This is a genomic window from Gelatiniphilus marinus, from assembly GCF_042684345.1.
Lineage (GTDB): Bacteria > Bacteroidota > Bacteroidia > Flavobacteriales > Flavobacteriaceae > Gelatiniphilus > Gelatiniphilus marinus.
Window position 1 is genome coordinate 755,193 of sequence record NZ_JBHULK010000001.1, and the last position, 23,173, is coordinate 778,365.

Consider the following 23,173-nt stretch of genomic DNA (forward strand, 5'->3'; position numbering starts at 1 on the left):
TCTAAGGATAAATATCTTTTGTAGATTAGCGTGCATTAAAACTAGATTATGGATATCAACTTCAATAAAAACGAAGATCATAACAAACTTCTACTTTCCGAATTAAACAAAAGACTAGCAAAAGTTAGCCTTGGCGGCGGAAAGTCGCGTATTGAAAAGCATAAAGCCAAAGGAAAAATGACAGCGCGCGAACGCATTGATTATCTTTTAGATACCAATGAAAAATCTATTGAAATTGCTGCTTTTGCCGGCGAGGATATGTACGCAGAACACGGCGGTTGCCCCTCTGGTGGGGTGGTGGTAAAAATAGGTTACGTAAAAGGCAAACCATGTATTGTGGTTGCTAACGATGCTACTGTTAAAGCGGGCGCTTGGTTTCCTATTACCGGAAAAAAGAATTTAAGAGCACAGGAAATTGCTATTGAAAACAAATTGCCTATTATTTATTTGGTAGATTCTGCTGGCGTGTATTTACCCCTGCAAGATGAAATTTTTCCGGATAAAGAACATTTCGGACGTATTTTTAGAAACAATGCCATTATGAGCAGCATGGGCATTACCCAAATTGCTGCGGTTATGGGCAGTTGTGTTGCCGGTGGCGCGTATTTACCCATTATGAGTGATGAAGCTTTGATTGTTGATAAAACCGGAAGTATTTTTTTAGCAGGTAGTTATTTAGTAAAAGCGGCAATTGGCGAAACTATTGATAACGAAACTTTGGGCGGCGCCACAACACATTGCGAAATTTCTGGGGTTACCGATTATAAAGCCAAAGATGATGCCGATGCTTTAGATACCATTAAAAATATTATAGATAAAATAGGCGATTTTGATAAAGCAGGTTTTAACCGAAGTGATGCAAAAAAACCTAAGAAAAATCCTGAGGATATTTATGGCATCGTTCCAAAATCGAGAGCCGATCAATACGATATGTTTGAAATTATAAAACGCTTGGTCGATAATTCTGAATACGATGAATATAAAGCAGGCTACGGGCAAACCATTATTACTTGTTATGCCCGTATTGATGGTTGGGCGGTAGGTATTGTGGCCAACCAACGCAAATTGGTGAAAACCAAAAAAGGCGAAATGCAATTTGGCGGCGTTATTTATAACGATAGCGCAGATAAAGCCACACGGTTTATTGCCAATTGCAACCAGAAAAAAATACCACTAGTATTTTTACAAGATGTTACCGGGTTTATGGTTGGAAGTAAATCTGAACACGGAGGCATTATTAAAGATGGTGCTAAAATGGTAAATGCGGTTAGTAATTCGGTGGTGCCAAAATTTACCATAATTATCGGTAATTCTTATGGTGCAGGAAATTATGCCATGTGTGGTAAAGCCTACGACCCAAGGTTTATTGTGGCGTGGCCTAGTGCAGAACTCGCCGTTATGAGCGGAAATTCTGCTGCCAAAGTGTTGTTGCAAATAGAAAAAGCTTCGCTTGAAAAACAGGGCGAAACATTCACAAAAGAAAAAGAAGACGCACTTTACAAAAAAATAAAAGATAGGTACGACAACCAGGTATCGCCCTATTATGCGGCCGCACGAATTTGGACCGATGCCATTATAGATCCGTTGGATACCCGAAAATGGATTTCTATGGGCATTGAAGCAGCAAATCACGCTCCTATTGAGAAACAGTTTAATTTGGGTGTTTTGCAGGTGTAATTAATCTTTGCTTTTAGGCATAGTATATATATCATCATAATAAAATAGAATTTTATCGACTACACCTTTTTTATTTTTTATGAATTTATATTCGATAAGCTGATTTTTATTAATAAAAAAAGTGTCCTTACTTGATGGAATAAGTGGTGTTGTGCTTTGTCCTGTTTTAATAACCAGTTTTCCATCTTCTACTGAAACGATACTTTTTGTTTTAAAATTACCCATTTCAAAATCATAAGTGCCAACATATTGCATCAATGTTTTTAATGGCAATTTAATAGCTTTGTGTGTATGTTTTTTTTGCTTTAAAAACCAATCATATAATTTCGGGTTATTATAAGCTTGTTTCCAAGCATCATGGTAAATTTCTGGATACACTGTAAATTTAACTTTAGGGTTTATTGGCCTTAAAGCATTAATCATATTTTTTGAAGCAGAAAGAGGTACAACTGTATCCAGTTCACCATGAAAGCACCATACAGGCATGTGCCTAAGTTTCCAAGCTTTTTCAATATTTCCCCAACCGCAAATAGGTGCTATTGCTGCAAACATTTCTGGGTATTTTTGAGCTAAATTCCATGTGCCATGCCCTCCTAAACTTAAACCTGTTAAATAAATCCTATCGGTATCAACTCTATTATTTTCAATAAAGTTAGTAATTATTTGATGCAATACATTTTCATCCCAACGAATTTTAGCTTGTGGAGATATTATAATAAAAGGAAAGTGTTTCCCTTTTTCAACAAGCATTGGCGGCCCATGAAGTTTAACTTTTTCAATATCAGTTCCTCGTTCTCCAGACCCGTGCAGAAAAATTAATAACGGCCATTTTTTATCTAAATCTTCTTCGTATTGTTCTGGTAAGTATTTTAGGTATTGTTCTTCGATAATAAATTTTTCATTGGTTTGTTGCGCTGTAAATATATTTATACTTACGATGCAAAATAATAAGCAAAATGCATTTTTCATGTGTTTAATTTATGGAAAATAAATATAAGGTTTTTAAATAGAGAAATTGTTTTTTTCTGTAAGATTAGATTTAAACTTTTATTTATAAAATTACAAGTTTTGATAAGCGGAAACTAACCTAATAAACTCTGCTCTATAACCATCTTTATCATAACCTCGCCCTAGGTTTGCTAAATTTATAACATCATCTATATTTGTGCTATTTTTATATTTGGATTGACGTAATTGCATACCGAATAGTGCTACAGCAGAGGCAAATTTTAAATTTTCTGAAGCTTCTGAAACTTCATCTTTTTGTACATGAATCATCTCAATGCTTTTGTCGCCATCAGGCTTTTTATATCGAAACTTAACTGTAAATAATTCATCTGAAAAATCAGTATTTATTGTTGTTTTAGTATATTTTAAATCGGCCACATCTTTTAAGTACTTACTTTCAACACCAACAGGAATAACCTCGTAAAGCGCTGTAACGGTATGTTTGCTTCCTAATTCGCCAGCGTCTTTGGTATCATCAATAAAATCCTCATCGGCCAACATCCTGTTTTCATAACCAATCAATCTGTAAGCTTGTAATTTATTTGGATTAAATTCAACTTGAATTTTCACATCTTTTGCAATGGTAAAAAGCGTGCCTCCAAATTCTTTTCCAAAAACCTTTTGAGCTTCTTGCATATTATCAATATAGGCGTGGTTACCATTGCCTTTATTGGCTAAAGTTTCAAGTTTAGAATCTTTATAATTTCCGTAACCAAACCCTAAAACAGATAAGAAAACTCCAGACTTACGCTTTTCTTCAATTAACTTTTCCATTGCTTTATCGCTGGAAGCACCAACATTAAAATCGCCATCTGTTGCTAAAACCACTCTGTTATTTCCATTTTTCTTAAAATGTTTTTCAGCTAATTTATAAGCTAGTTTTATACCCGCGCCACCAGCCGTAGATCCGCCAGAATTTAAGTTGTTTAAAGCCGATAATATTTTTTCTTTGTGCTTTCCCGAAGTCGGTTCTAAAACTATGCCTGCAGCTCCTGCATAAACAACAATTGACACTTTATCTTTTTCTCGTAATTGACTGACTAACAACTTAAAAGCCGATTTTAAAAGCGGTAATTTGTTTTGAGATCCCATTGACCCCGAAACGTCAATTAAAAACGTAAGGTTTGATGCTGGCAATGCTTGGTTGGAATATGTTTTGCCTTGCAAACCGATTTTCACGATTTTAGTATGGGTATTCCAAGGTGTTTTTGAAACTTCGGTATTGATAGAAAACGGATGCTCATTAGTAGGTTGTGGATAATTATAATTAAAATAATTAATCATTTCTTCAATTTTAACAGCATCAGGTTCAATTGACATGCCGTTATTAATCATGCGCCTTATATTGCTGTACGAAGCCTTATCAACATCAATGGAGAAAGTAGATAGTGGAGAAAGGGCTGTTCTTTCAAAGCTATTTTCTTCAATAACGGCGTAACTCTCATTGTTGTCAATTCTAAAATTTCCTTGGTGCGTGGTAATTACAATGCATCCGTGTTTGGCTATTTTACCGAATTTTTTCTTGGCATCAGCTTTATTGTATTTCTTTTCACTTTCTATATCAGATTTCGATAAATTTTTAATAATATGATTATTCGCTTTTTTAATTGGAACACCGTCAATAATATACAAAGGCGCTTCAACAGTTTTACTTTTATTTGTAGAAATTACTATTACACCATTATTTCCTCGGCTTCCATATAATGAAGCTGCACTCGCATTTTTTAATACACTAATATTTTGAATATCTTCAGGTTTTAAATGATTCATAACATTATAAGAACTTACTGCCCCGTCTATAACTATTAATGGTTCTCTTCCTTTTGATATGGACGCATTTCCTCTAATAACGATTTGAGTGTTCGATTTAGGCTTCTCTGAAACCTGAGGAGTCTGAACTCCAGAAACCTTGCCTTGCAAAGCTTGGGTAACTGGTGTAGATTGAATTTGACCAGCTAATTTATTATGATAAGCCTTTTGTTTTTGCCTTTTAATTTGAGCTACCGATGCCGGGTAAGATTTACGTGTTGTGGTACCGTAACCAGTAACGATAACTTCATCTAAATGCGCAACATCTTCATTTAAAGCTACAGATATAGTATTTTGGCTGCCTACTTTTTTTTCTTGTGTAACAAAACCAACATAAGTAAACACTAAAACATCTGTTGGTTTTGCTTTAATTTGATAATAACCATCAAAATTAGTTTGAACACCAACAGCAGTTCCTTTTAAAGTAATGCTAGCCCCAGGCAAAGGGTAGTTATCACTTGCCGATGTTACTTGTCCTGAAATTAGTTTTTCTTGTGCTGGTAATTGCATTGAAACCATTAATACAAGAATGAATTTTAATACCGTTTCCATAATAGTCGATTTTTAAGTTTAGCATAAAACTATAATCAAACCATGTATTAAAAAACCAGCAATGAGTGAAGTGTGCTTTTGAGTGAGTTAACTAAAAAGAAAGAGGCTGATTTTCAATCAGCCTCTTTCTGCACTAACTTATTTTATTATTACCTGATGGGTTTCATCAACTTCTTTTGCTTTTATCTTTAGTATATAAATTCCTTTTTTAAGATGTGAAACATCCAATTTTGGACTACCATCTCTTTTGTTAAACTTTTGATTTATAATCCTATTTCCAACAAAGTCATATAGTTCCAATGTTATTGGCCCTAAATCTTCTAGAGAATTATTGGTTTCCGAGTCAGTCGTCAGTCTGGTATTGTTTGCTGTGGAATTGGTTATGAATAACTCAGTATCCGAAGGGTTAGGATATACAGCTGGAATATCTTCTGTTAGCTCTTTAACTAGCGTGCCATCATTACATTTGTCCAATAAAATGTCTTCATTGTTGTTATCTGAACAATTAGTGATTAAAATTCCTATTAATAAAATGACTAAATATTTCATGGTTTTATATTTTAAGGCTATACCTATTAGATGCAAAAACAACTAATAGGTTGATTAAAATTTTGTAAGAATTATTTTTAAAAGAAATTACCTTATTTAAAACTTGTATAATATGACTAATATTAGTTTTTGTAAGTTTTTTACAATAAAGATTTAGACTGTACAAAATAAACGTTAACAGAAAAAAAACAATATTAAAGGTAAAACTTTTTCATGGTTGTTAATGATTGGTCTTTGTAAGAGTAATCAAAAAAGGTCAAGCTTTACTTTAGCTCAACCTTTTTGTTTCAATAAATATATAGTACTATTTTATCTCAATATCAAAAGGAAACAACAACTGGATGCCTTTACGTTGCGACATCGCTTTAATGTCTTGCATTATTTTGTAATTGGCTTCGCCTAATTCTTCCTTTAAAATGGCATCTTTTGCTTTTGCCAATCCAAAACTTTGCAATATTTTTTCGAGATCTTTTTCAAAAACTGGTAATTCTTTAATTTTATAATCTTTAATTTCTGCTGCTTGGGCGGCATATTCTAGTGCCACATCCAATCCACCAAGTTTATCAATTAAACCATTATTTAGGGCATCAACACCAGTCCACACTCTACCTTGAGCAATGGCTTTTACATCGTCTTGCCCCATGTTTCTACCTGCTGCAACCCTAGTAATAAACAAATCGTAAATATCGCCAATACTTTCTTTTATAAACGCTTCTTGTGCTTCGCCCATAGGCTCAAAAAAGCTATATGGAATTGTATTTTTGTTGGTAGCGACTTGTTCTGCGTTTATGCCCCATTTATCTGCCAACCCTTTTACATTTGGCAACATACCAAAAACACCAATACTACCGGTAATGGTTGTTGGTTCTGCAATAATTTTGTTGGCATTACAAGCTATATAATATCCGCCAGAAGCTGCCAAATTACCCATAGACACAATAACGGGTTTTACTTTTTTGGTTAGTTCTATTTCGCGCCAAATAAGTTCGCTTGCCAAAGCGTTTCCGCCTGGGGAATTAATTCGGATAACCACGGCTTTTACCTTATTGTCTTCCCGGGCTTGTTTTAGCGAGCGGTTCATGGCACCTTGCCCCACAAATTGTTCGTCGCCCTCGCCGTATATAATTTCGCCTTCGGCATAAATAACCGCTATTTTGTTGGTGCTTGTATTTGTTTTTTGTTTATTGGCGGTGTGTACCGCATAGTCGCTTATGGAAATGGTGTTTATTTTTTTTGAAGCCTCTAAATTAATTGCATGCTTTAAACCATTTTCAAACTCGTCGTAATAAGCAATTTTATCAATCATTTTTGATGCTTTTGCTAAAGTTGCGGTTCTTGATAATAAGCTATCTGCCACAGTGTTTAGTCTTTCAACTGGTATGTTTCTACTTGCTGAAATTTCATTTTTAACGGTGCTCCAAATGCCATTTAAATAGCCTTTGATTTGCTCTCGGTTATTAGCGCTCATTTCATTTTCTAAATAAGGTTCAACAGCGCTTTTGTATTTACCTAAGCGAATGACTTCCATCTTAATACCAGACTTTTCCTGAAAATCCTTAAAGTACAAACGTTCTGTATATAAGCCCCCAAACTCCATCATACCAACCGGATTTATATAAATAGTATCGGCTACAGAGCTTAAGTAATAATCTTTTTGGGTAAAAATATCGGCATAGGCGACAATAAATTTACCAGAATTTTTAAACTCCAAAAGTGCGTCTCTTATGGCTTTGGTTTGCGAATAGCCTGCTTGAATAAAATTATTTTCTATGGAAATGCCTTTGATTTTATCATCGGTTTCAGCATATTTTATAGCTTCAATTATATTGAAAAGGCCATCTTTTCTGTCTTCATCTAAAAAAGGATAGTGCTTAAAAACGGTTTTTCCGGCATAGTCTTTTATAGGAAAATCGAGTTTTAGATTTAGCACCGAATTATTTTTAACAATAATGTTTTGATCTGCTGACGAGCCTGCAAATAACCCAATTACTATAAGTAATGCGAAACAAATAAAGAGGAATACAAAAATACCTGTTACGGTAGATAGAACGCGTTTTAAAAAGTTCATTTGGTATTGAATTTTACGATTAGTGGATAGATTTTTGGCAATGTTACAACTAATTTTTAATTTTTAATTGATTTAGGGTTTTGCTACGCTGAATTTTGCCTGAAGCCGTTTCGACAAATTGGTTTATGTGGTAAATAGCCTTGGGTTTTTCATATTTATCCAAGTTTGAAAAAATAGTGTTATCCATTTTATTTGAATCGCCCTCTATTACCAGAATTAAATGTTCGCCCAGTCTTTCATCTTTTTCCGAGGCTATAAAAAAGCGTTGCTCTATTTTATCCTGAAGTTTGGCCTCGATTTTTTCCGGGCTTAATTTAACACCACCAGAATTTATGATATTATCGTGGCGCCCCAACCACTCGAATGTGGTATCAGAATACAATTTTACAATATCGTTGGTTATTATAGTGTCTTTTGAAATTCGAGGTGCATTGATTACCAAACAACCACGTTGGTCTTGAGATATTGATATATTGGGTAATGTTTTGAAATAAGATTTAACAGATTGGCTCACTTTAACTGTGTTTAATTCTGGCTTGCTATCGCTTTGCAATGACGAATAATTATTAAGTTTTTTTAATGCAATGTGCGTTATGGTCTCGGTCATTCCGTAGGTTTCGTAAACATTTGATTTAATGTCTTTAACAGCTTTTTTTAAAGTAATTGAAACTGGAGCACCACCAACTATAATATTTTTTATGTTATCGCAATATCGGTAAATTTTTTCCAGTTGCATGGGTACCATAGCCGCAAAATCGTAGTGCATTTCGTAGTCGAAAATGGGCTGCGATGTGGGCTGAGTCAAATCTAATTCCAAGCCTAAAACCAAGGCTCTTACCAGCATCATTTTACCAGCAATATAATGTGCCGGCAAACAATATAAAGCCTTATTGCCTGGTTTTAAATTTAAAAAATCGCCTGTGGCTATGGCAGAATCAACCATGGCCTGTTTACTTATTTTTATGGGTTTTGGCTTACTTGTGGAGCCTGATGTATTTACGGTTATATAATCGTTTTTATCTAACCAATCTAGCAGAAAGTTGCCAATACTTTGCTCGAACGGGCGGCCTTCTTTTACAAAACTATAAGCGACTTCGTTTAAATCGTTGTACGAATAATAAACTCCGTTGAGCTTAAATTTTAAATGTACTTTATTATAATTTGGAATCATGTTTTCCTATATCTTCTAAAATTTTATAATTTTCTTTTGGTGGTTCTACGACATTGCCCAACAAACGCTCTTTCCAATTGGTCCAATTGTATTTTTTAGATAATATGAAAAGAAAAATTGGAAATATTACAAACACCGGAACAAATATTTCTGCTAAGCCCATTTTTTCTGGATCGGATATATCTTTTAGTATAGAATCGGTTTGAAACGCCGTCCAATCTGCGGTAACCAACAAAGCTGTAAATAAATTGTTAGCCGCATGAAAACCTAGAGCCAGCTCTAAACCTTCGTCCATTAAGGTTATTATGCCAAGAAACAAGCCTGTGCCAATATAATAGACCATAATGATATAACCCAATTTTTCAACTTCGGGGTTTGCAATATGTAACAAACCAAAACCCACAGACGTAATAAGCAATGGCGCCCATTTGTTTTTTAAAACAACACCGAAACCTTGCATTAAATAACCCCTAAAAAAATACTCTTCAAAACTGGTTTGCAATGGTACCAATACAATGGCAATGACGCATAGAATTAAAAAGGGTTGCCATTTAAAGTTAAGTATATAGTTCTCTGGTGCCAAGAAAAAATAATCTATAAGCACAAAACCACTAGACACTATGCCCCAAAGAAAAAATATAAACCAAAACCGTTTCCAATCTATTTTTTTTCTAGCCGTTGTAAGGTGGGTTATAGATTGGTTGTGCAAAAATTTAGTTGTAAAAAATAAACCTGCCAAACCAATTGCAAACGAAAAAAGCATTAAAAACAAAAACAGGTTATTACCTAAAAGCGATACCATTTGTGGTATATCTCCTGGAATCTTATCGCCATTAACAATTTTAATTCCTATGGTAAGCATCAAAGGAATCATGCCTATTAATTGCCACGCAAAAAAAACAAGAATTGTACCAACCAAATACCGCCACCAATCGTGCAACACCTTATAAGCTTGTTGTATATAATCCATTATAAATTAAATTTCCATTTTAAATTATTATTGTATTGCAAAGTACCGTTTTTTACCTGTAATGGGCTATCAAAATTATTGGTAAATAAGGCCCCGGTGCCAAGGCCTTGCGGCAAATTACTTTGCTTTGTAAAAGTGTATTGCGCTATGGCATTTAACCCAATATTGCTTTCTAAAGCACTGGTTATCCACCAGCCTATGTTGTTGTTTTCTGCTGTTTTAATCCATTTATCGCTTCCTTTAAAACCACCAACTAAACTCGGTTTTAAAATAATGTATTGCGGATTTATGGTTTGTAGCAATTCTTGCTTTTTTGTTACAGAAAAAACCCCAATTAATTCCTCATCTAAAGCAATGGGCAATGGTGTGGTTTCGCATAATTTTGCCATCGCTTCTGTTTGCCCCTGTTTTATGGGTTGCTCGATGGAATGTAAATCGAAATCTGATAATAATTTAAGTTTCTCTAAAGCTTCTTCTTTTTTAAAAGCGCCATTGGCATCAACACGTAATTCGATGTCTTTTGCTGAAAATTCTTGTCGAATAGATTTTATGAGATTAATTTCCTTTTGAAAATCAATCGCTCCAATTTTCATTTTTATACATTTAAATCCGTCTGAAATTTTATCTTTTACTTGTTGCTTCATAAAACTTTCAGACCCCATCCAAATCAATCCGTTAATATCAATTGAAGCTTTGCTTTTAGTAAATTCGGATGGGAATAATTCAAATTTATTTTCGCTTTCTAAAGATTTAAAAGCGGTTTCCAATCCAAACTGAATGCTGGGAAACGCGACAAGCTCATTTGCTAAAATACCGAAGCCTAAATTTATATTTTTACAGACCCATTTAAGTTTTTCTTCGTAATTGGGTACATCATCGACAGATAAACCTCTAAATAAACCGCATTCGCCAATACCTTTTTTTCCGCTGCGTTTTAAAACAATAAACCAGGTTTCTTTGGTTTTTAAAACACCTCGCGAGGTGCCACTGGCCTGTTTAAAGTTTAAAATGTATTTGTGGTAGGATGCTGTTAACATTTACAACTCTAAACTTTCACCAATTTCTAAAAGCATCAAATCTTTATTTTTTTCAAAAAACTTACGTTTTGCCACTTCATGGTCTATTTCAATATAACCAAAGGTATCAAAGTGGCAGCCTAAAATTTTATCGCATTCCAGAAAATCGCTTGCTAAAATAGCATCATCAATTCCCATGGTAAAATTATCGCCTATCGGAAGAATCGCCAAATCTAATTTGGTTTGAAGCGGAATCAATTTCATATCGAAAGTCAACGCCGTATCGCCAGCTATATAAATATTTTTGTGCTCGCCCTCTATTACAAAGCCGCCGGGTTGCCCACCATAACAACCATCGGGAAAAGATGAGCTATGAATGGCATTAACGTACTTTACGCTTCCAAATTCAAAATCCCAAGTGCCGCCATGGTTCATTGGGTGGCCTTCAAGCCCTAATTTACCAAAACGCGTTACAATTTCGTAGTTAGAAACAATAACGGCGTTCGTACGTTTTGCAATAGCTTCAACATCTAAAATATGATCTTGGTGCGCGTGTGTTATCAAAATATAATCTGCTTTAAGCGAATTAACATCAATATTCGAAGCTTTTGGGTTTCCGGTTATAAATGGATCTACAAGAATATGTGTGTCTGCTATTTGAATGCCTAAACTGGCATGTCCGTAAAATGTGATTTTCATGTGTTCTTAAATTTTATCAGAAAAATACGAAAAACTATAACAAATGCCCAATTCCCATTAAAATAGCTAACAAGACAGTTGTTAAAGCCAGTTTTTTTAATTCTGGATCTAATAATTTGGGCGATTTATTTGTGATTACTTTTTTTAAATGAACGATTAATGGAATATAGGCCACCATAAAAATTAAATTTAAAGGCGATGTATAATACAAAACACCAAATAAAGCCGATAAAATTATAGCTGATAATATAAGTACCGTATGATAGATTTTAGCGTTGGCCTTACCCAATTTTACAGCTAGCGTTATTTTGTTTGATTTTTCATCTGAAACTATATCGCGCATATTATTTAAATTTAACACGCCCATGCTTAACAGACCTATGGTACACGCGGGTAAAAACACCACGTGGTCCAAGGTTTTTGCATACAGTACATAACAGCCCATTACGCTTACCAAACCAAAGAAAACAAATACAAAAACATCGCCTAAACCTCTGTAACCATACGCCTTATCGCCTATGGTATAGCGCATAGCTGCAACAACACTGGCAATTCCCAAAGCAAAGAAAAGCATGGTGAGTAAAAAATGTTTAACCCCAAAAGCCGAAAATATAAGCGCAAAAGCTAATACTATTGAAATTAAAATATTAATTTTTATAGCATTAAACATTTTGTGTGGCGAAATCTTACCACTTTGAATGGCGCGTTCTGGCCCAATTCTATCATTATTATCGGTGCCTTTAATGCCATCGCCAAAATCGTTTGCCAAATTAGAGAGTATCTGCAAACTAAGTGTTGTTAAAGTGGCAAGAATGCATATTTTCCAATTAAAATAGCCATTATAAGCCGCCAAACAAGAGGCCAAAATAATGCCGGAAACCGATAGTGGTAGCGTTCGTAAACGCATGGTTGAAATCCAAAGTGAGATATTTTTCATTTACGGAATCCATTTTTTATCAAAATTAGGCTTACGTTTTTCAAGAAAAGCATTTCTGCCTTCAATGGCTTCATCGGTCATGTACGCTAAACGGGTTGCTTCGCCTGCAAAAACTTGTTGCCCTACCATGCCATCATCAGTTAAATTCATAGCAAATTTCAACATTTTAATAGAGGTTGGCGATTTTGCCAATATTTCTTGTGCCCATTCGTACGCGGTATCTTCTAATTCATTATGCGGAATTACGGCATTTACCATACCCATTTCGAAAGCTTCTTGTGCAGAATAGTTTCTTCCTAAAAAGAAAATTTCTCGTGCCTTTTTTTGCCCCACCATTTTTGCTAAATAAGCCGATCCGTAACCGCCATCAAAACTCGTTACATCTGCATCGGTTTGCTTAAAAATGGCGTGTTCTTTACTGGCCAAAGTTAAATCGCACACAACGTGCAAACTATGTCCGCCACCAACAGCCCAACCTGGTACCACGGCAATTACTGCTTTGGGCATAAAACGAATGAGGCGTTGCACTTCTAAAATGTTTAAACGATGGTAACCATCTTCTCCCACATAGCCTTGATGCCCTCTGGCTTTTTGGTCGCCGCCCGAACAAAAACTCCAAATACCATCTTTGGTTGATGGGCCTTCGGCAGATAATAAAACCGCACCAATATTTACATCTTCATTGGCATCGTAAAACGCATCGTACAATTCGCTTGTTGTTTTTGGCCGGAACGCATTTCTAACATTGGGCCTGTTAAACGCAATTCTTGCTACTCCGTTATATTTTTTATAAGTAATATCTTGATATTCTTTGGCCGTTACCCAGTTTGCTTGCTCCATTTTTTATATTTTAGTCAAAAATAAATTTTATTTCTTTAAAACACTTATTTCATTATGAAAAAGAGCATTTCTACCCTTATTTTAATTTTTGTTTCGCTAATAAATTATTCACAATCTTATGAATTTGAAACTGTAATAGATTTAGAAACAACCGATGTAATTTCTCAAGGCAATACAGGAACATGCTGGAGTTTTTCGGTGTCATCTTTTTTAGAGAGTGAAATTATGCGTAAAACAGGTAAGAAAATTGATTTGTCTGAAATGTACACTGTTAGAAACACCTACCCAAAAAAAGCTTGGAACTATATTATGCGCCAAGGGAAAGCACAGTTTAGCGAAGGGGGTTTAGCCCACGATGTTATTAATAGCGTTGCAGATTATGGTTTGGTGCCAAATGTGGCATATTCTGGTTTGGAAACCGATGCGTTAAGGCATAATCACGCAGAAATGATAGCCGTTTTAAAAGGACTGTTGAATGTATTTATAGATAATCCTGGGAAACAGTTATCACCTAAATGGAAACAAGTAACCGAAAGTGTTTTAGATACTTATCTTGGTAAAAACATATCTACTTTTAATTATGATGGTGTGCAATATACACCAAAATCGTTTTTAGAAATGACCAAAATAGATCCTGAAGATTACATAAGCATTACATCGTTTTCTCATAAACCTTATTATTCTAATTTTATATTGAATATTCCTGATAATTTCTCAAATGGCTCGTTTTTAAATGTTGAATTAAATGATTTGGTAAATATTACAAATACAGCTTTAAAAGCAGGTTACAGCATTGCATTAGATTGCGATGTGAGCGAAAAAACCTTTTCGTCTAAACACGGTTTGGCAGTTATACCAAAAGATGAAGTTAACAACAAAGATGCTTTAACTAAAATAATGTCAGAAAAAACCATCAGCCAAGTTTTAAGGCAACAGGAATTTGAAAATTACAACACCACCGACGACCATTTAATGCACATTACTGGCATGTTAAAAGATCAAAATGGCACAACTTATTATAAGGTAAAAAATTCTTGGGGAAATAACCCAGACCGCGTTGCCCATAATGGTTATATATATATGAGCGAAGCTTACTTTAAATTAAAAACCATCTCTATAATGGTGCATAAAGATGTGGTGCCAAAAAAAATATTGAATTGAGATAAAGTGATAAGAAAATAAGATAAAAAACTATTGTTTGTAATATTTTATTTATTATTTTTGCGCAGAATTAAATTTTTTGTGCTCAAAAATGCATTTAAACTAGGTTTTTTTGTATTTTGCCGATAATCAAAACCCAAACGCTATCATGTTACTAACAATTACTATCTCAATTTCTGTACTGGTTACCATAAATTTTTTATTGCTAAAATTTAGCAGCAACAAAACAAATAGTACTGCAAAAGTAAATAAGAAACCCATTGTTTTTAAACCTGCTATTGTTTTAAAACAAGAATCTGAAAAACTTGCCCCAACAGGAAGTTAATGTTTCTGCATTTTTTTTTTACCAAACTATTTCTTTTAAACCTTTTTGTTTTAATAGCAAATTGGCTTTACTAAAGTGCTTATTTCCAAACCAATAACCTCTATTAGCACTAAGTGGAGATGGGTGTCCCGACTTTAAAACATGGTGTTTGGCTGTATTTATTAATTTTTCTTTTCGCTTTGCAAAACCGCCCCAAAGCAAAAACACTACACCTTCTTTATTAGTACTTATTAGCTTTATTACTGCGTCTGTAAATAATTCCCAACCTTTTTTTTGATGGCTTCCCGCTTGGTGCGCCCTTACCGTTAAGGTGGCGTTTAACAATAAAACCCCTTGATTTGCCCAACGTATTAAGTCTCCGCTTTTAGGATATGGAATCGATACATCTTTTTCTATCTCTTTAAAAATATTAATTAACGAGGGCGGGTGAGCAATACCCTGGTTTACCGAAAAACATAAACCATTTGCTTGCCCAATACCATGGTACGGATCTTGCCCAATTATTACAACCTTAACATCTTCAAAATGACACCGATTGAAAGCATTGAAAATTTGATTTTCTGGCGGAAAACATGTTTCATTTACATATTCATGTTTAACAAAATCGATTAAAGTTTCAAAATAAGCTTTATTAAATTCGGTTTGCAAAAAAGGTTTCCAACTGGGGTGTATTTCTACATTCATCTTTTAAGTATTAAGCTAAGATTTTAACCAATAACTCCTTCAGCAAATCACCTTGAGGCACAGCATTACTGCCAACACCTTTGCTTTTAACATCAAATTCGCGCAACACAGAAACTATGGCACTAACGTTTCGCATGGGGTAATTTCTTGCTGCTGTAATATATTCGTTAACAAAATACGGGTTTACTTTTAAGGCCGATGCCACGTTACGGGGCGATTTGTCTTTTAGCCCATGGAATTGAAGCAATTGAGAGAAAAAACCAAACAACAAAGACACTGTAACCACCATAGGATTATCTTTTGGGTTTTCGGCAAAATATTTAACTATTTGATGTGCCTTAACCGCATTTTTTTCGCCAATGGCTTTACGCAATTCAAAATTATTAAAGTCTTTGCTAATACCAATATTTTCTTCAATATGCTCTGGCGAAATTTGAGTGCCTTTTGGTAATATAATTTGTAGCTTCTCCAGCTCGTTGCTAATTTTGCTTAAATCGTTGCCCAAAAACTCAACCAGCATTTGCGACGCTTTGGGAACAATGGCATATTTTTTAGACGACAACACTCTGCGAATCCAATCGGCTACTTGGTTTTCGTACAGTTTTTTACTTTCGTAAACTACACCTACTTTTTTAATGGCCTTGTACAACGCTTTGCGTTTATCGATTTTTTTGTATTTGTAATTTACCACCAAAACCGTTGTTGGTTGCGGTTTTTTTGCATAATCCACGAGCTTTTCAATGGTTCGCCATAAATCTTGGGCTTCTTTTACAATTACTACCTGCCGCTCTGCCATCATGGGGTAGCGTTTGGCATTGCCCACAATATCGTCAATGGTAACGTCGCGTCCGTAAAGCAGCATTTGGTTAAAGCCTTTTTCTTCTTCTAAAAGCACATTATCTTCAATAAAACCTGATATCTTATCAATATAATACGGCTCCTCGCCCATTAAAAAATAAATGGGTTTTAGGTTTTTGTTTTTAATATCGGTTACCAATTGTTTTACTTCGTCCAAATCGTTCTAAAATTCCAATTTATAAATTCCAAATCCCAAGAAAAAGACATTGGTGTTTGGTTTTTGATTAATGAAGCTTAACTTTGAAAAAACATAAAATCTAAGTATTGCAAGAGCTTAACTTTCCAAAGTTTTCGTTTCGTTTCAAAAGTAACGAAAATAAAGTTTCAATTTTCGATAGCATCCGTAAAAAATTTGTGGTTTTGCAACCCGAAGAATGGGTGCGCCAGCATTGTGTTCAATATTTAACTGATGTAAAAAAATACCCGAAATCTTTAATAAATATTGAAAAAGAGCTGATTGTTAACAGCTTAAAAAAACGCTACGACATCGTGGTATTTAATTCTGATGGCAGCATCCGTTTAATTGTGGAGTGCAAAGCGCCATCGGTTGCGATTAACCAAAAAACCTTCGACCAAATTGCGCAGTATAATTTGGTGCTTAACGCGAGTTATTTAATGGTAACAAACGGATTAAATCACTATTATTGCCAAATGGATTTTAAGAATGAGCGTTATAATTTTTTAAAGGAAATTCCGGAATATAGTTGATAGCCGCAGTAGCATAAAAATTAAAAAATAATTAACGAATAAACTTATTAAGCATAAAAATTGAAAGTAGCCATCGTCATATTAAATTGGAACGGACAAAAATTATTAGAACGGTTTTTGCCTTCTGTGGTAGAGTATTCTTCAAACGAAGCTGAGATTTATGTGGCCGATAATGCTTCGACCGACGGCTCTGTTTCTTTTGTAAAAAACAATTTTCCTTCAATTAAAATTATTAAAAACAAAGAAAATGGAGGTTATGCCAAGGGTTATAACGAAGCTTTAAAGCGTGTTGAAGCAGATGTGTTTTGCTTGTTGAATAGTGATGTTGAAGTTAGCAAAAACTGGCTCGCCCCTATTATTGACACTTTTAAAACTGAAGAGAACACAGCCATAATACAACCCAAAATTTTAGATTACAGCAACAGGGATTATTTTGAATATGCCGGAGCAGCCGGTGGATTTATAGATAAATTTGGATACCCCTATTGCCGCGGACGTATTTTTAACACCATTGAAAAAGATAACGGACAGTACAACGATACTACTTCTATTTTTTGGGCATCTGGAGCCTGTTTATTTATTAAAAAAAAGGTTTTTAATACCCTAAACGGTCTAGACGAGGCCTTTTTTGCACACATGGAAGAAATAGATTTGTGCTGGCGCGCAAAAAATTTGGGATACAAAGTAAAATATGTTGGCAACTCTACCATTTACCATGTTGGCGGTGCAACTTTAAGCAACACCAATCCCAAAAAAACCTTTCTTAATTTCAGGAATAGTTTGTTTGCCGTAACCAAAAATGCAAAAGGCAATGTTTTCTTTTTAATTACAGCAAGATTAATTTTAGATGGTATTGCTGGCATTAAGTTTTTACTGGAATTAAAATTTAAACACTTTTTTGCCATCATTAAAGCGCACATAAGTTTTTATTGGTATTTGGGTTATTTGTTAAAGCAAAGAAAAACATTAAACCAAACCGTAAAATATTACCAAAAAACATCTATTGTGCTTGATTATTTCGTAAATAGAAAAACCTTTTACAAAAGTTTGTAAACCATACTAAAATTTTTGTTAACAATGCTGTAATCATAGGTTTTTTACATACTTTTGCGCTATCAACAAAAACAGAAAATTTAATCCCTTATTAATTATGAAAAAAGTTTTATTACTTAGCTTAGCGACCGTTTTTTTACTAAGCTCTTGTGTTTCTAAAAAGCAATTTACAGATTTGCAGGCTAAACAAAGAGAGACTCAAGATTTGTTAAATTCTGCAACCGTTAAATTAAACTCCTGTTTAGAAGAAAAAGCTGCAGCTACTGCCAGAACAACTGTTTTAGAAGACCGCATTGCCGACTTAAAAGCAAGCAACGACAATCTTCAAATTCTTTCTGCAAAAGGCGCAAGTAGCATAGAAAAAACACTTGAAAGTATTAAAGAAAAAGAACTTAAAATCAACCGTTTACAAGATGCACTTACCAAAAAAGACAGTGTAACCTTGGCATTGGTAACGAGCCTTAAACGCGAAGTTGGTATTAACGACCCTGATATTGAAGTAAACGTAGAGAAAGGTGTTGTATTTATTTCAATAGCCGATAAATTATTATTTAAAAGCGGAAGCTACAACGTAACTACAAGAGCTAAAGAGGTTTTAGCCAAAGTTGCTAAAGTAATAAACAGCAAACCGGAATTTGAAGCCATGATTGAAGGCCATACAGATAGCAGATCTTACCAAAAAGGCGTGCTATTAGATAACTGGGATTTAAGCGTTAAACGTTCTACATCCATTATTCGTGTGTTGCAAGAGCTTGGAGTAAACCCGGGGCAATTAATTGCTGCCGGACGCAGTTCTTACGTGCCTTTAGTTGATAATGACACTGCTGAAAACAGAGCAAAAAATAGACGTACACGCGTTGTTGTACTGCCTAAAATCGATCAGTTTTACGACATGATTGAAAAGGAAATGAAAAACTTAGAAGCTGGTGGAAACTAATTAGCTTTCAATTATAGTTTAAAAAAGCTCAATCTAAAGATTGGGCTTTTTTTGTACGTTTAATTTGTTGAAATATTGTTGCTTTACCACACAAAATAGTATGGCTAGGTTTTCCGCTATACCTTTTTAAAAAATATCATTGCTAGGAGTTAGCGACGTAGCAATCTGTTAAATTTCATCTATTTTAAAAGCATTAGTTTCTTTTATTTTTAAAAAGGATGCCTCATCAATCCTTAACGCCCCACAACCGCCAAGCTCTGCTAGGTGGCGCAACCAATAAGTGTTGTTTTAATTAACAAGGCAAAAACGTTCTTATAAAAGTTAAAGACTATTCATTTTTAAAAAACAGAGAAAAATTACTGCAACTAAGCAGAACTTAATTGTAGCGGGGTGCAATACTCTAGGTACGCTACAAGTAAAATATATATAATTTATTTATCTATGCAGCCTTTTTAAATCTTTATATTCTTTAATGGCATTTAAACCTACTTTATATTTTTTAGCAATCTCTTTAAACTCAATTTTTCGCATTTTAAAAAGAATATAAATAAACCTTAATACAAACAAATAGCTTAAATTTTTATGCTCATTAAAATAAAGTGCTGATTTAGCCTTAACAGAATCATCACTTCCTACATTTGCTGTAGATCTTTCGAATTTATGCTTTACAATAAACAAGTTTTCAAAACAAATAACAAGATTGCTTTGAGAAGCTTTTTTTAAAAACAAATACTCTTCTCCAGATTTAAAGTAACTACCTAATCCAAAACAAGGATTAAACCAAATGCCTTTTTCGATAATATCCATTCTTTTAAAAGCAATTTCAATTGAAGACACTTTTTTTAAATCCTGATTTTTCACTAATTTTTTAGAAGATTTCGGATAGTCTTTATATGCTAAGCCGCAAAAAGTTTCAATTCTAAACTGAAATATTGATACTAACGGATGCTTTAAAAAAACTTCAAGAATCTTTTGCTGAAAATTTGGTAAATACTCTACATCATCATCTGCAATTAAACATATATCTCCAGTAGCATTTTTAATAGCTAAATTTCGGCTTAAAGAAAGTCCTGTTTCGTATGAATTAATTACTCTAATATTCTTAAAAGTTGAGTTTAACTCATACCCTTTTCCTGTTTGATTTATTATAAGAATATAAAATTTTTCTAAATCATGACAAGGAAACATGGCCTCAAGAAAAGACAATGATGTTCTATGCATTGTTGAAATTAAAATTTCTAGCTTGAAATTAATGTAAGAACTGTTTTTTCTCATATACTTTATAGCGTAACAAACAAGTATTATTTTGATAAACAAAATACAAATATTCTTACTAAAATTAAAGTCTATTCGTTAAAAAAACCAGCTTAAGAATATTGCTACTAAGCAAAAATTAGCGGTAAAGATGTATGATACATTGGTATAGGCAGATATTTTATTTAAAAATCTGATAAAATAAAAAATTATTGATGCAGATTGAAATGATTATATATCAACAGGTAATATATTCATTCTTTATTTTATTCCCGATGACCATCGGTAAGATTGTTTTTTTTGTGGGGTAAAAAGTATTAAACTGCCACGTATTTTTTGTAATAAAAATCTTAATGCAAATTAACTACCTAAATTAAGCTGGCTCAAAGCAATCAGGGTACCTTTTTTTTATTGTAAACTTATATTTAACAGCAAGTTATATATATTTTTTTTTTTTGTAATTTACTATTAATTAGGTATTGTAAATATTTATTAATTAACCAAAATCCATTTTAAAAACCAATAAAAACATTCACTTTATAGATATTTACAAACCATTAATCGAATAAACCTTTATTGTGTTATTTAAAAGATTTAACTTATTGTACCATTTTATCAAACTCTACTATAAAGTTTCTGGCAATCAATGGTATAGAGTTCATAAATATCATAATACAAGTTAATGAGTCCTATAGAATCCTTTTTTAAAAGAATTTACTTCTGCCTGAGAACTCTAATCAATCGCTTGATGCAATATGCTGAAAAATTAATGGGTTTAGATTTTTCTGCCCAAGTTGAATTGGATGAACTTGGTCTGTCTGCCGAAAATAGCGAGAGCTATATGGCTTCAGATATTCGAATTAAATTTATTCTTAAAAGCATGCCTATTAAAGAGCAAGATGCTATTCTGGATTTTGGATGCGGAAAAGGCAAAATGGTTTATTTATTTTCAAAATTCAAATTTAAAAAAGCCGATGGTGTTGAAATATCCCCTAGGCTATGTAAAATTGCAAAAAAAAATCTCAAAAAATTAAAGGCAAAAAAACCTAAAATATTTTTATGCGATGCTTCTAAATTTAAAGCACTAGACAGCTATACGTATTTCTATTTTTTTAATCCTTTTCCTAATAAAATAATGCTTAAGGTTTTAAATAATATTTATGGGAGTTTGGCAAAAGCACCAAGACAAATAACGATTTTGTATTTTAATCCACTTTGCCATAAAGCCTTTATTGAAAAAGGTGTTTTTAAACTCGTTAAAACCAAGTGGGGAGTAAATATTTACAAAAATAGTTTAAATTAACCCAACCATCCTTCTCTATCTAAGCTTCTATATTGAATGGCTTCACTAATATGCGAGCCATTTACTTCATCAACAGCTTCTAAATCTGCAATGGTTCTTGAAACCTTCAAAATTCTATCATACGCTCGAGCTGACAAATTCAGTCGTTCCATTGCGGTTTTTAAGAGTTGTTTCGAAGCTTCATCCAGCTTACAATATTTTCGAATTTGCTTTGTATTCATTTGGGCATTATAATGAACCGAATCCGAATCGGCAAAACGTAATGTTTGTATCGCTCTGGCTTTGGTAACACGCTTACGTATATCAACCGAGGTTTCACCTTTTCTGTCATCACTTAGTTTTTCAAAAGGTACGGGCGTTACTTCAATATGTATGTCGATACGATCCAACAATGGTCCAGAGATTTTGCCCAAATACCGTTGCATTTCAGCAGGACTTGAGGTTACCGGTGCATCTGGATCATTAAAATAACCTCCGGGGCTTGGGTTCATACTTGCCACTAGCATAAACGACGACGGATAGGTTACCGTAAATTTAGCGCGTGAAATGGTAACTTCCCTATCCTCCAGCGGTTGGCGCAGTACTTCTAAAACATCACGTTTAAATTCCGGTAATTCGTCTAAAAACAACACGCCGTTGTGCGATAAAGAAATCTCACCCGGTTGCGGAAAACTACCACCGCCAACAAGTGCCACGTTGGATATGGTGTGGTGCGGACTGCGAAACGGCCGCTGCGCCATTAAACCGGTATCTTTTACACGGCCAACCACCGAGTGTATTTTGGTGGTTTCCAAGGCCTCGTGCAAAGTCATTGGTGGTAAAATACTAGGTAAACGTTTTGCCAACATGGTTTTCCCTGCACCCGGAGGCCCAATTAAAATAATGTTATGCCCGCCAGCCGCTGCAATTTCCATACAACGCTTTATGCTTTCTTGTCCTTTTACATCAGAAAAATCAAACTCTGGAAAATCTAAACTTTTTTCAAATTCTTTTCGAGTGTCGATTATGGTTTGTTCTAAGGGTTCGCCTTTATCAAAATAATTGATGACTTGTTCAATATTTTCAACGCCATAAACCTCCAAATTATCCACAATGGCCGCTTCTTTAGCGTTTTGTTTTGGCAGAATAAATCCTTTAAAGCCTTCTTCCCTGGCTTTAACAGCGATGGGTAATGCGCCTTTTATGGGTTGCAGGCTTCCATCGAGCGACAACTCGCCCATAATCAAATATTTTTCTAAATCTTGGGCTTTAATTTGGTCTGTAGATGCCAAAATCCCGATGGCTAAAGTTAAATCGTACGCACTTCCCTCCTTTCGTAAATCGGCAGGCGACATATTAATAATTATCTTTTTGCCAGGGATTCTGTAACCATTATTCTGTAGCGCTGCGGCAATTCTAAAATTGCTTTCTTTTATGGCATTATCGGGCAAACCCACAAGATGGTAGCCCACACCTTTATCTACGTTAACCTCTACTGTAATAGTGGTAGCTTCTACGCCAAAAACGGCACTACCAAAAACTTTTTTTAGCATAGTATTATTTTACTCCTTAAATGTAAGAAATGTATTTTGATTTTTTAATATTTAATTGCTCA

The 23,173-nt window shown here is 34.1% G+C and carries 21 protein-coding genes; 7 read left to right on the forward strand and 14 right to left on the reverse strand.

Annotated elements, in window-relative coordinates; translation table 11 throughout:
* Positions 1-48: 48 nt before the first annotated feature.
* A complete protein-coding gene (locus tag ACFSQS_RS03245) occupies positions 49-1,677 on the forward strand; it encodes an acyl-CoA carboxylase subunit beta (RefSeq protein ID WP_388014020.1) in 1,629 nt (542 codons plus the stop codon).
* On the opposite strand, the gene ACFSQS_RS03250 is transcribed toward ACFSQS_RS03245, so the two are convergent.
* The 10 genes from ACFSQS_RS03250 to ACFSQS_RS03295 all read right to left on the reverse strand — a co-directional run bounded on the left by ACFSQS_RS03250 (position 1,678) and on the right by ACFSQS_RS03295 (position 13,296).
* The gene (locus ACFSQS_RS03250; protein ID WP_388014023.1) at positions 1,678-2,646 is read right to left on the reverse strand and encodes a carboxylesterase family protein; all 969 of its coding nucleotides are present in this window, start codon (positions 2,644-2,646) and stop codon (positions 1,678-1,680) included.
* 90 nt (positions 2,647-2,736) lie between these two features.
* Positions 2,737-5,046 carry a YfbK domain-containing protein gene (locus ACFSQS_RS03255; RefSeq protein ID WP_388014026.1) on the reverse strand — a complete coding sequence of 770 codons (2,310 nt, stop codon included), beginning with the start codon at positions 5,044-5,046 and terminating at the stop codon, positions 2,737-2,739.
* A gap of 138 nt (positions 5,047-5,184) precedes the next feature.
* Positions 5,185-5,595 carry a T9SS type A sorting domain-containing protein gene (locus ACFSQS_RS03260; RefSeq protein ID WP_388014029.1) on the reverse strand — a complete coding sequence of 137 codons (411 nt, stop codon included), beginning with the start codon at positions 5,593-5,595 and terminating at the stop codon, positions 5,185-5,187.
* 304 nt (positions 5,596-5,899) lie between these two features.
* Positions 5,900-7,663 (reverse strand): signal peptide peptidase SppA, encoded by a 1,764-nt coding sequence (gene sppA / locus ACFSQS_RS03265; RefSeq protein ID WP_388014032.1) that lies wholly within the window; start codon positions 7,661-7,663, stop codon positions 5,900-5,902.
* Positions 7,664-7,712: 49 nt separating this feature from the next.
* Complete coding sequence (locus tag ACFSQS_RS03270) at positions 7,713-8,834, reverse strand: AMP-binding protein (protein WP_388014035.1); 1,122 nt, start codon at positions 8,832-8,834, stop codon at positions 7,713-7,715.
* Positions 8,818-9,804 (reverse strand): CPBP family intramembrane glutamic endopeptidase, encoded by a 987-nt coding sequence (locus ACFSQS_RS03275; protein ID WP_388014038.1) that lies wholly within the window; start codon positions 9,802-9,804, stop codon positions 8,818-8,820. Before ACFSQS_RS03275 ends, ACFSQS_RS03270 begins: the two co-directional genes overlap by 17 nt.
* On the reverse strand, positions 9,804-10,841 hold the full coding sequence (locus ACFSQS_RS03280) for an o-succinylbenzoate synthase (protein ID WP_388014041.1): 1,038 nt from the start codon (positions 10,839-10,841) through the stop codon (positions 9,804-9,806). The genes ACFSQS_RS03275 and ACFSQS_RS03280 overlap by 1 nt, the downstream gene beginning before the upstream one ends.
* Positions 10,842-11,519 carry a metal-dependent hydrolase gene (locus ACFSQS_RS03285; RefSeq protein ID WP_388014044.1) on the reverse strand — a complete coding sequence of 226 codons (678 nt, stop codon included), beginning with the start codon at positions 11,517-11,519 and terminating at the stop codon, positions 10,842-10,844. It lies immediately after the preceding gene.
* A 34-nt stretch (positions 11,520-11,553) separates the two neighbouring features.
* A complete protein-coding gene (gene menA / locus ACFSQS_RS03290; protein WP_388014047.1) occupies positions 11,554-12,456 on the reverse strand; it encodes a 1,4-dihydroxy-2-naphthoate octaprenyltransferase in 903 nt (300 codons plus the stop codon).
* Positions 12,457-13,296 carry a 1,4-dihydroxy-2-naphthoyl-CoA synthase gene (locus ACFSQS_RS03295; protein WP_388014050.1) on the reverse strand — a complete coding sequence of 280 codons (840 nt, stop codon included), beginning with the start codon at positions 13,294-13,296 and terminating at the stop codon, positions 12,457-12,459. It abuts the gene before it with no gap.
* A gap of 54 nt (positions 13,297-13,350) precedes the next feature.
* On the opposite strand from ACFSQS_RS03295, the gene ACFSQS_RS03300 reads away from it, so the two are divergent.
* Both ACFSQS_RS03300 and ACFSQS_RS03305 read left to right on the forward strand, forming a co-directional pair.
* Positions 13,351-14,457: a C1 family peptidase gene (locus ACFSQS_RS03300; RefSeq protein WP_388014053.1), complete on the forward strand. Its 1,107-nt coding sequence runs from the start codon at positions 13,351-13,353 to the stop codon at positions 14,455-14,457.
* A 148-nt stretch (positions 14,458-14,605) separates the two neighbouring features.
* The gene (locus tag ACFSQS_RS03305; protein WP_388014056.1) at positions 14,606-14,782 is read left to right on the forward strand and encodes a hypothetical protein; all 177 of its coding nucleotides are present in this window, start codon (positions 14,606-14,608) and stop codon (positions 14,780-14,782) included.
* 18 nt (positions 14,783-14,800) lie between these two features.
* Here ACFSQS_RS03305 and ung read toward each other — a convergent pair whose 3' ends face one another.
* Both ung and holA read right to left on the reverse strand, forming a co-directional pair.
* A complete protein-coding gene (gene ung / locus ACFSQS_RS03310; protein WP_388014059.1) occupies positions 14,801-15,466 on the reverse strand; it encodes a uracil-DNA glycosylase in 666 nt (221 codons plus the stop codon).
* A 10-nt stretch (positions 15,467-15,476) separates the two neighbouring features.
* Positions 15,477-16,481: a DNA polymerase III subunit delta gene (gene holA, locus ACFSQS_RS03315; RefSeq protein WP_388014062.1), complete on the reverse strand. Its 1,005-nt coding sequence runs from the start codon at positions 16,479-16,481 to the stop codon at positions 15,477-15,479.
* Between the two features lie 107 nt (positions 16,482-16,588).
* Between holA and ACFSQS_RS03320 the strand changes: the two genes are divergently transcribed.
* The 3 genes from ACFSQS_RS03320 to ACFSQS_RS03330 all read left to right on the forward strand — a co-directional run bounded on the left by ACFSQS_RS03320 (position 16,589) and on the right by ACFSQS_RS03330 (position 19,022).
* Positions 16,589-17,032 carry a type I restriction enzyme HsdR N-terminal domain-containing protein gene (locus ACFSQS_RS03320; RefSeq protein WP_388014064.1) on the forward strand — a complete coding sequence of 148 codons (444 nt, stop codon included), beginning with the start codon at positions 16,589-16,591 and terminating at the stop codon, positions 17,030-17,032.
* 60 nt (positions 17,033-17,092) lie between these two features.
* Entirely contained in the window at positions 17,093-18,085 is a 993-nt protein-coding gene (locus ACFSQS_RS03325) for a glycosyltransferase family 2 protein (protein WP_388014067.1), read from the forward strand.
* Positions 18,086-18,182: 97 nt separating this feature from the next.
* On the forward strand, positions 18,183-19,022 hold the full coding sequence (locus tag ACFSQS_RS03330) for an OmpA family protein (protein WP_388014070.1): 840 nt from the start codon (positions 18,183-18,185) through the stop codon (positions 19,020-19,022).
* 435 nt (positions 19,023-19,457) lie between these two features.
* Here ACFSQS_RS03330 and ACFSQS_RS03335 read toward each other — a convergent pair whose 3' ends face one another.
* Complete coding sequence (locus tag ACFSQS_RS03335) at positions 19,458-20,243, reverse strand: glycosyltransferase family A protein (RefSeq protein WP_388014073.1); 786 nt, start codon at positions 20,241-20,243, stop codon at positions 19,458-19,460.
* A gap of 715 nt (positions 20,244-20,958) precedes the next feature.
* Between ACFSQS_RS03335 and ACFSQS_RS03340 the strand changes: the two genes are divergently transcribed.
* Positions 20,959-21,579, forward strand: a complete 621-nt coding sequence (locus tag ACFSQS_RS03340; protein WP_388014076.1) for a class I SAM-dependent methyltransferase — start codon at positions 20,959-20,961, stop codon at positions 21,577-21,579.
* On the opposite strand, the gene ACFSQS_RS03345 is transcribed toward ACFSQS_RS03340, so the two are convergent.
* A complete protein-coding gene (locus ACFSQS_RS03345) occupies positions 21,576-23,111 on the reverse strand; it encodes a YifB family Mg chelatase-like AAA ATPase (protein WP_388014079.1) in 1,536 nt (511 codons plus the stop codon). The genes ACFSQS_RS03340 and ACFSQS_RS03345 overlap by 4 nt on opposite strands.
* Between the last annotated feature and the right edge of the window lie 62 nt (positions 23,112-23,173).

Coding starts and splice junctions, on each gene's coding strand:
- ACFSQS_RS03245 (WP_388014020.1), top strand. CDS start 49: ATGGATATCAACTTCAATAAAAACGAAGATCATAACAAACTTCTACTT.
- ACFSQS_RS03250 (WP_388014023.1), bottom strand. CDS start 2,646: ATGAAAAATGCATTTTGCTTATTATTTTGCATCGTAAGTATAAATATA.
- ACFSQS_RS03255 (WP_388014026.1), bottom strand. CDS start 5,046: ATGGAAACGGTATTAAAATTCATTCTTGTATTAATGGTTTCAATGCAA.
- ACFSQS_RS03260 (WP_388014029.1), bottom strand. CDS start 5,595: ATGAAATATTTAGTCATTTTATTAATAGGAATTTTAATCACTAATTGT.
- sppA (WP_388014032.1), bottom strand. CDS start 7,663: ATGAACTTTTTAAAACGCGTTCTATCTACCGTAACAGGTATTTTTGTA.
- ACFSQS_RS03270 (WP_388014035.1), bottom strand. CDS start 8,834: ATGATTCCAAATTATAATAAAGTACATTTAAAATTTAAGCTCAACGGA.
- ACFSQS_RS03275 (WP_388014038.1), bottom strand. CDS start 9,804: ATGGATTATATACAACAAGCTTATAAGGTGTTGCACGATTGGTGGCGG.
- ACFSQS_RS03280 (WP_388014041.1), bottom strand. CDS start 10,841: ATGTTAACAGCATCCTACCACAAATACATTTTAAACTTTAAACAGGCC.
- ACFSQS_RS03285 (WP_388014044.1), bottom strand. CDS start 11,519: ATGAAAATCACATTTTACGGACATGCCAGTTTAGGCATTCAAATAGCA.
- menA (WP_388014047.1), bottom strand. CDS start 12,456: ATGAAAAATATCTCACTTTGGATTTCAACCATGCGTTTACGAACGCTA.
- ACFSQS_RS03295 (WP_388014050.1), bottom strand. CDS start 13,296: ATGGAGCAAGCAAACTGGGTAACGGCCAAAGAATATCAAGATATTACT.
- ACFSQS_RS03300 (WP_388014053.1), top strand. CDS start 13,351: ATGAAAAAGAGCATTTCTACCCTTATTTTAATTTTTGTTTCGCTAATA.
- ACFSQS_RS03305 (WP_388014056.1), top strand. CDS start 14,606: ATGTTACTAACAATTACTATCTCAATTTCTGTACTGGTTACCATAAAT.
- ung (WP_388014059.1), bottom strand. CDS start 15,466: ATGAATGTAGAAATACACCCCAGTTGGAAACCTTTTTTGCAAACCGAA.
- ACFSQS_RS03330 (WP_388014070.1), top strand. CDS start 18,183: ATGAAAAAAGTTTTATTACTTAGCTTAGCGACCGTTTTTTTACTAAGC.
- ACFSQS_RS03335 (WP_388014073.1), bottom strand. CDS start 20,243: ATGCATAGAACATCATTGTCTTTTCTTGAGGCCATGTTTCCTTGTCAT.
- ACFSQS_RS03340 (WP_388014076.1), top strand. CDS start 20,959: ATGAGTCCTATAGAATCCTTTTTTAAAAGAATTTACTTCTGCCTGAGA.
- ACFSQS_RS03345 (WP_388014079.1), bottom strand. CDS start 23,111: ATGCTAAAAAAAGTTTTTGGTAGTGCCGTTTTTGGCGTAGAAGCTACC.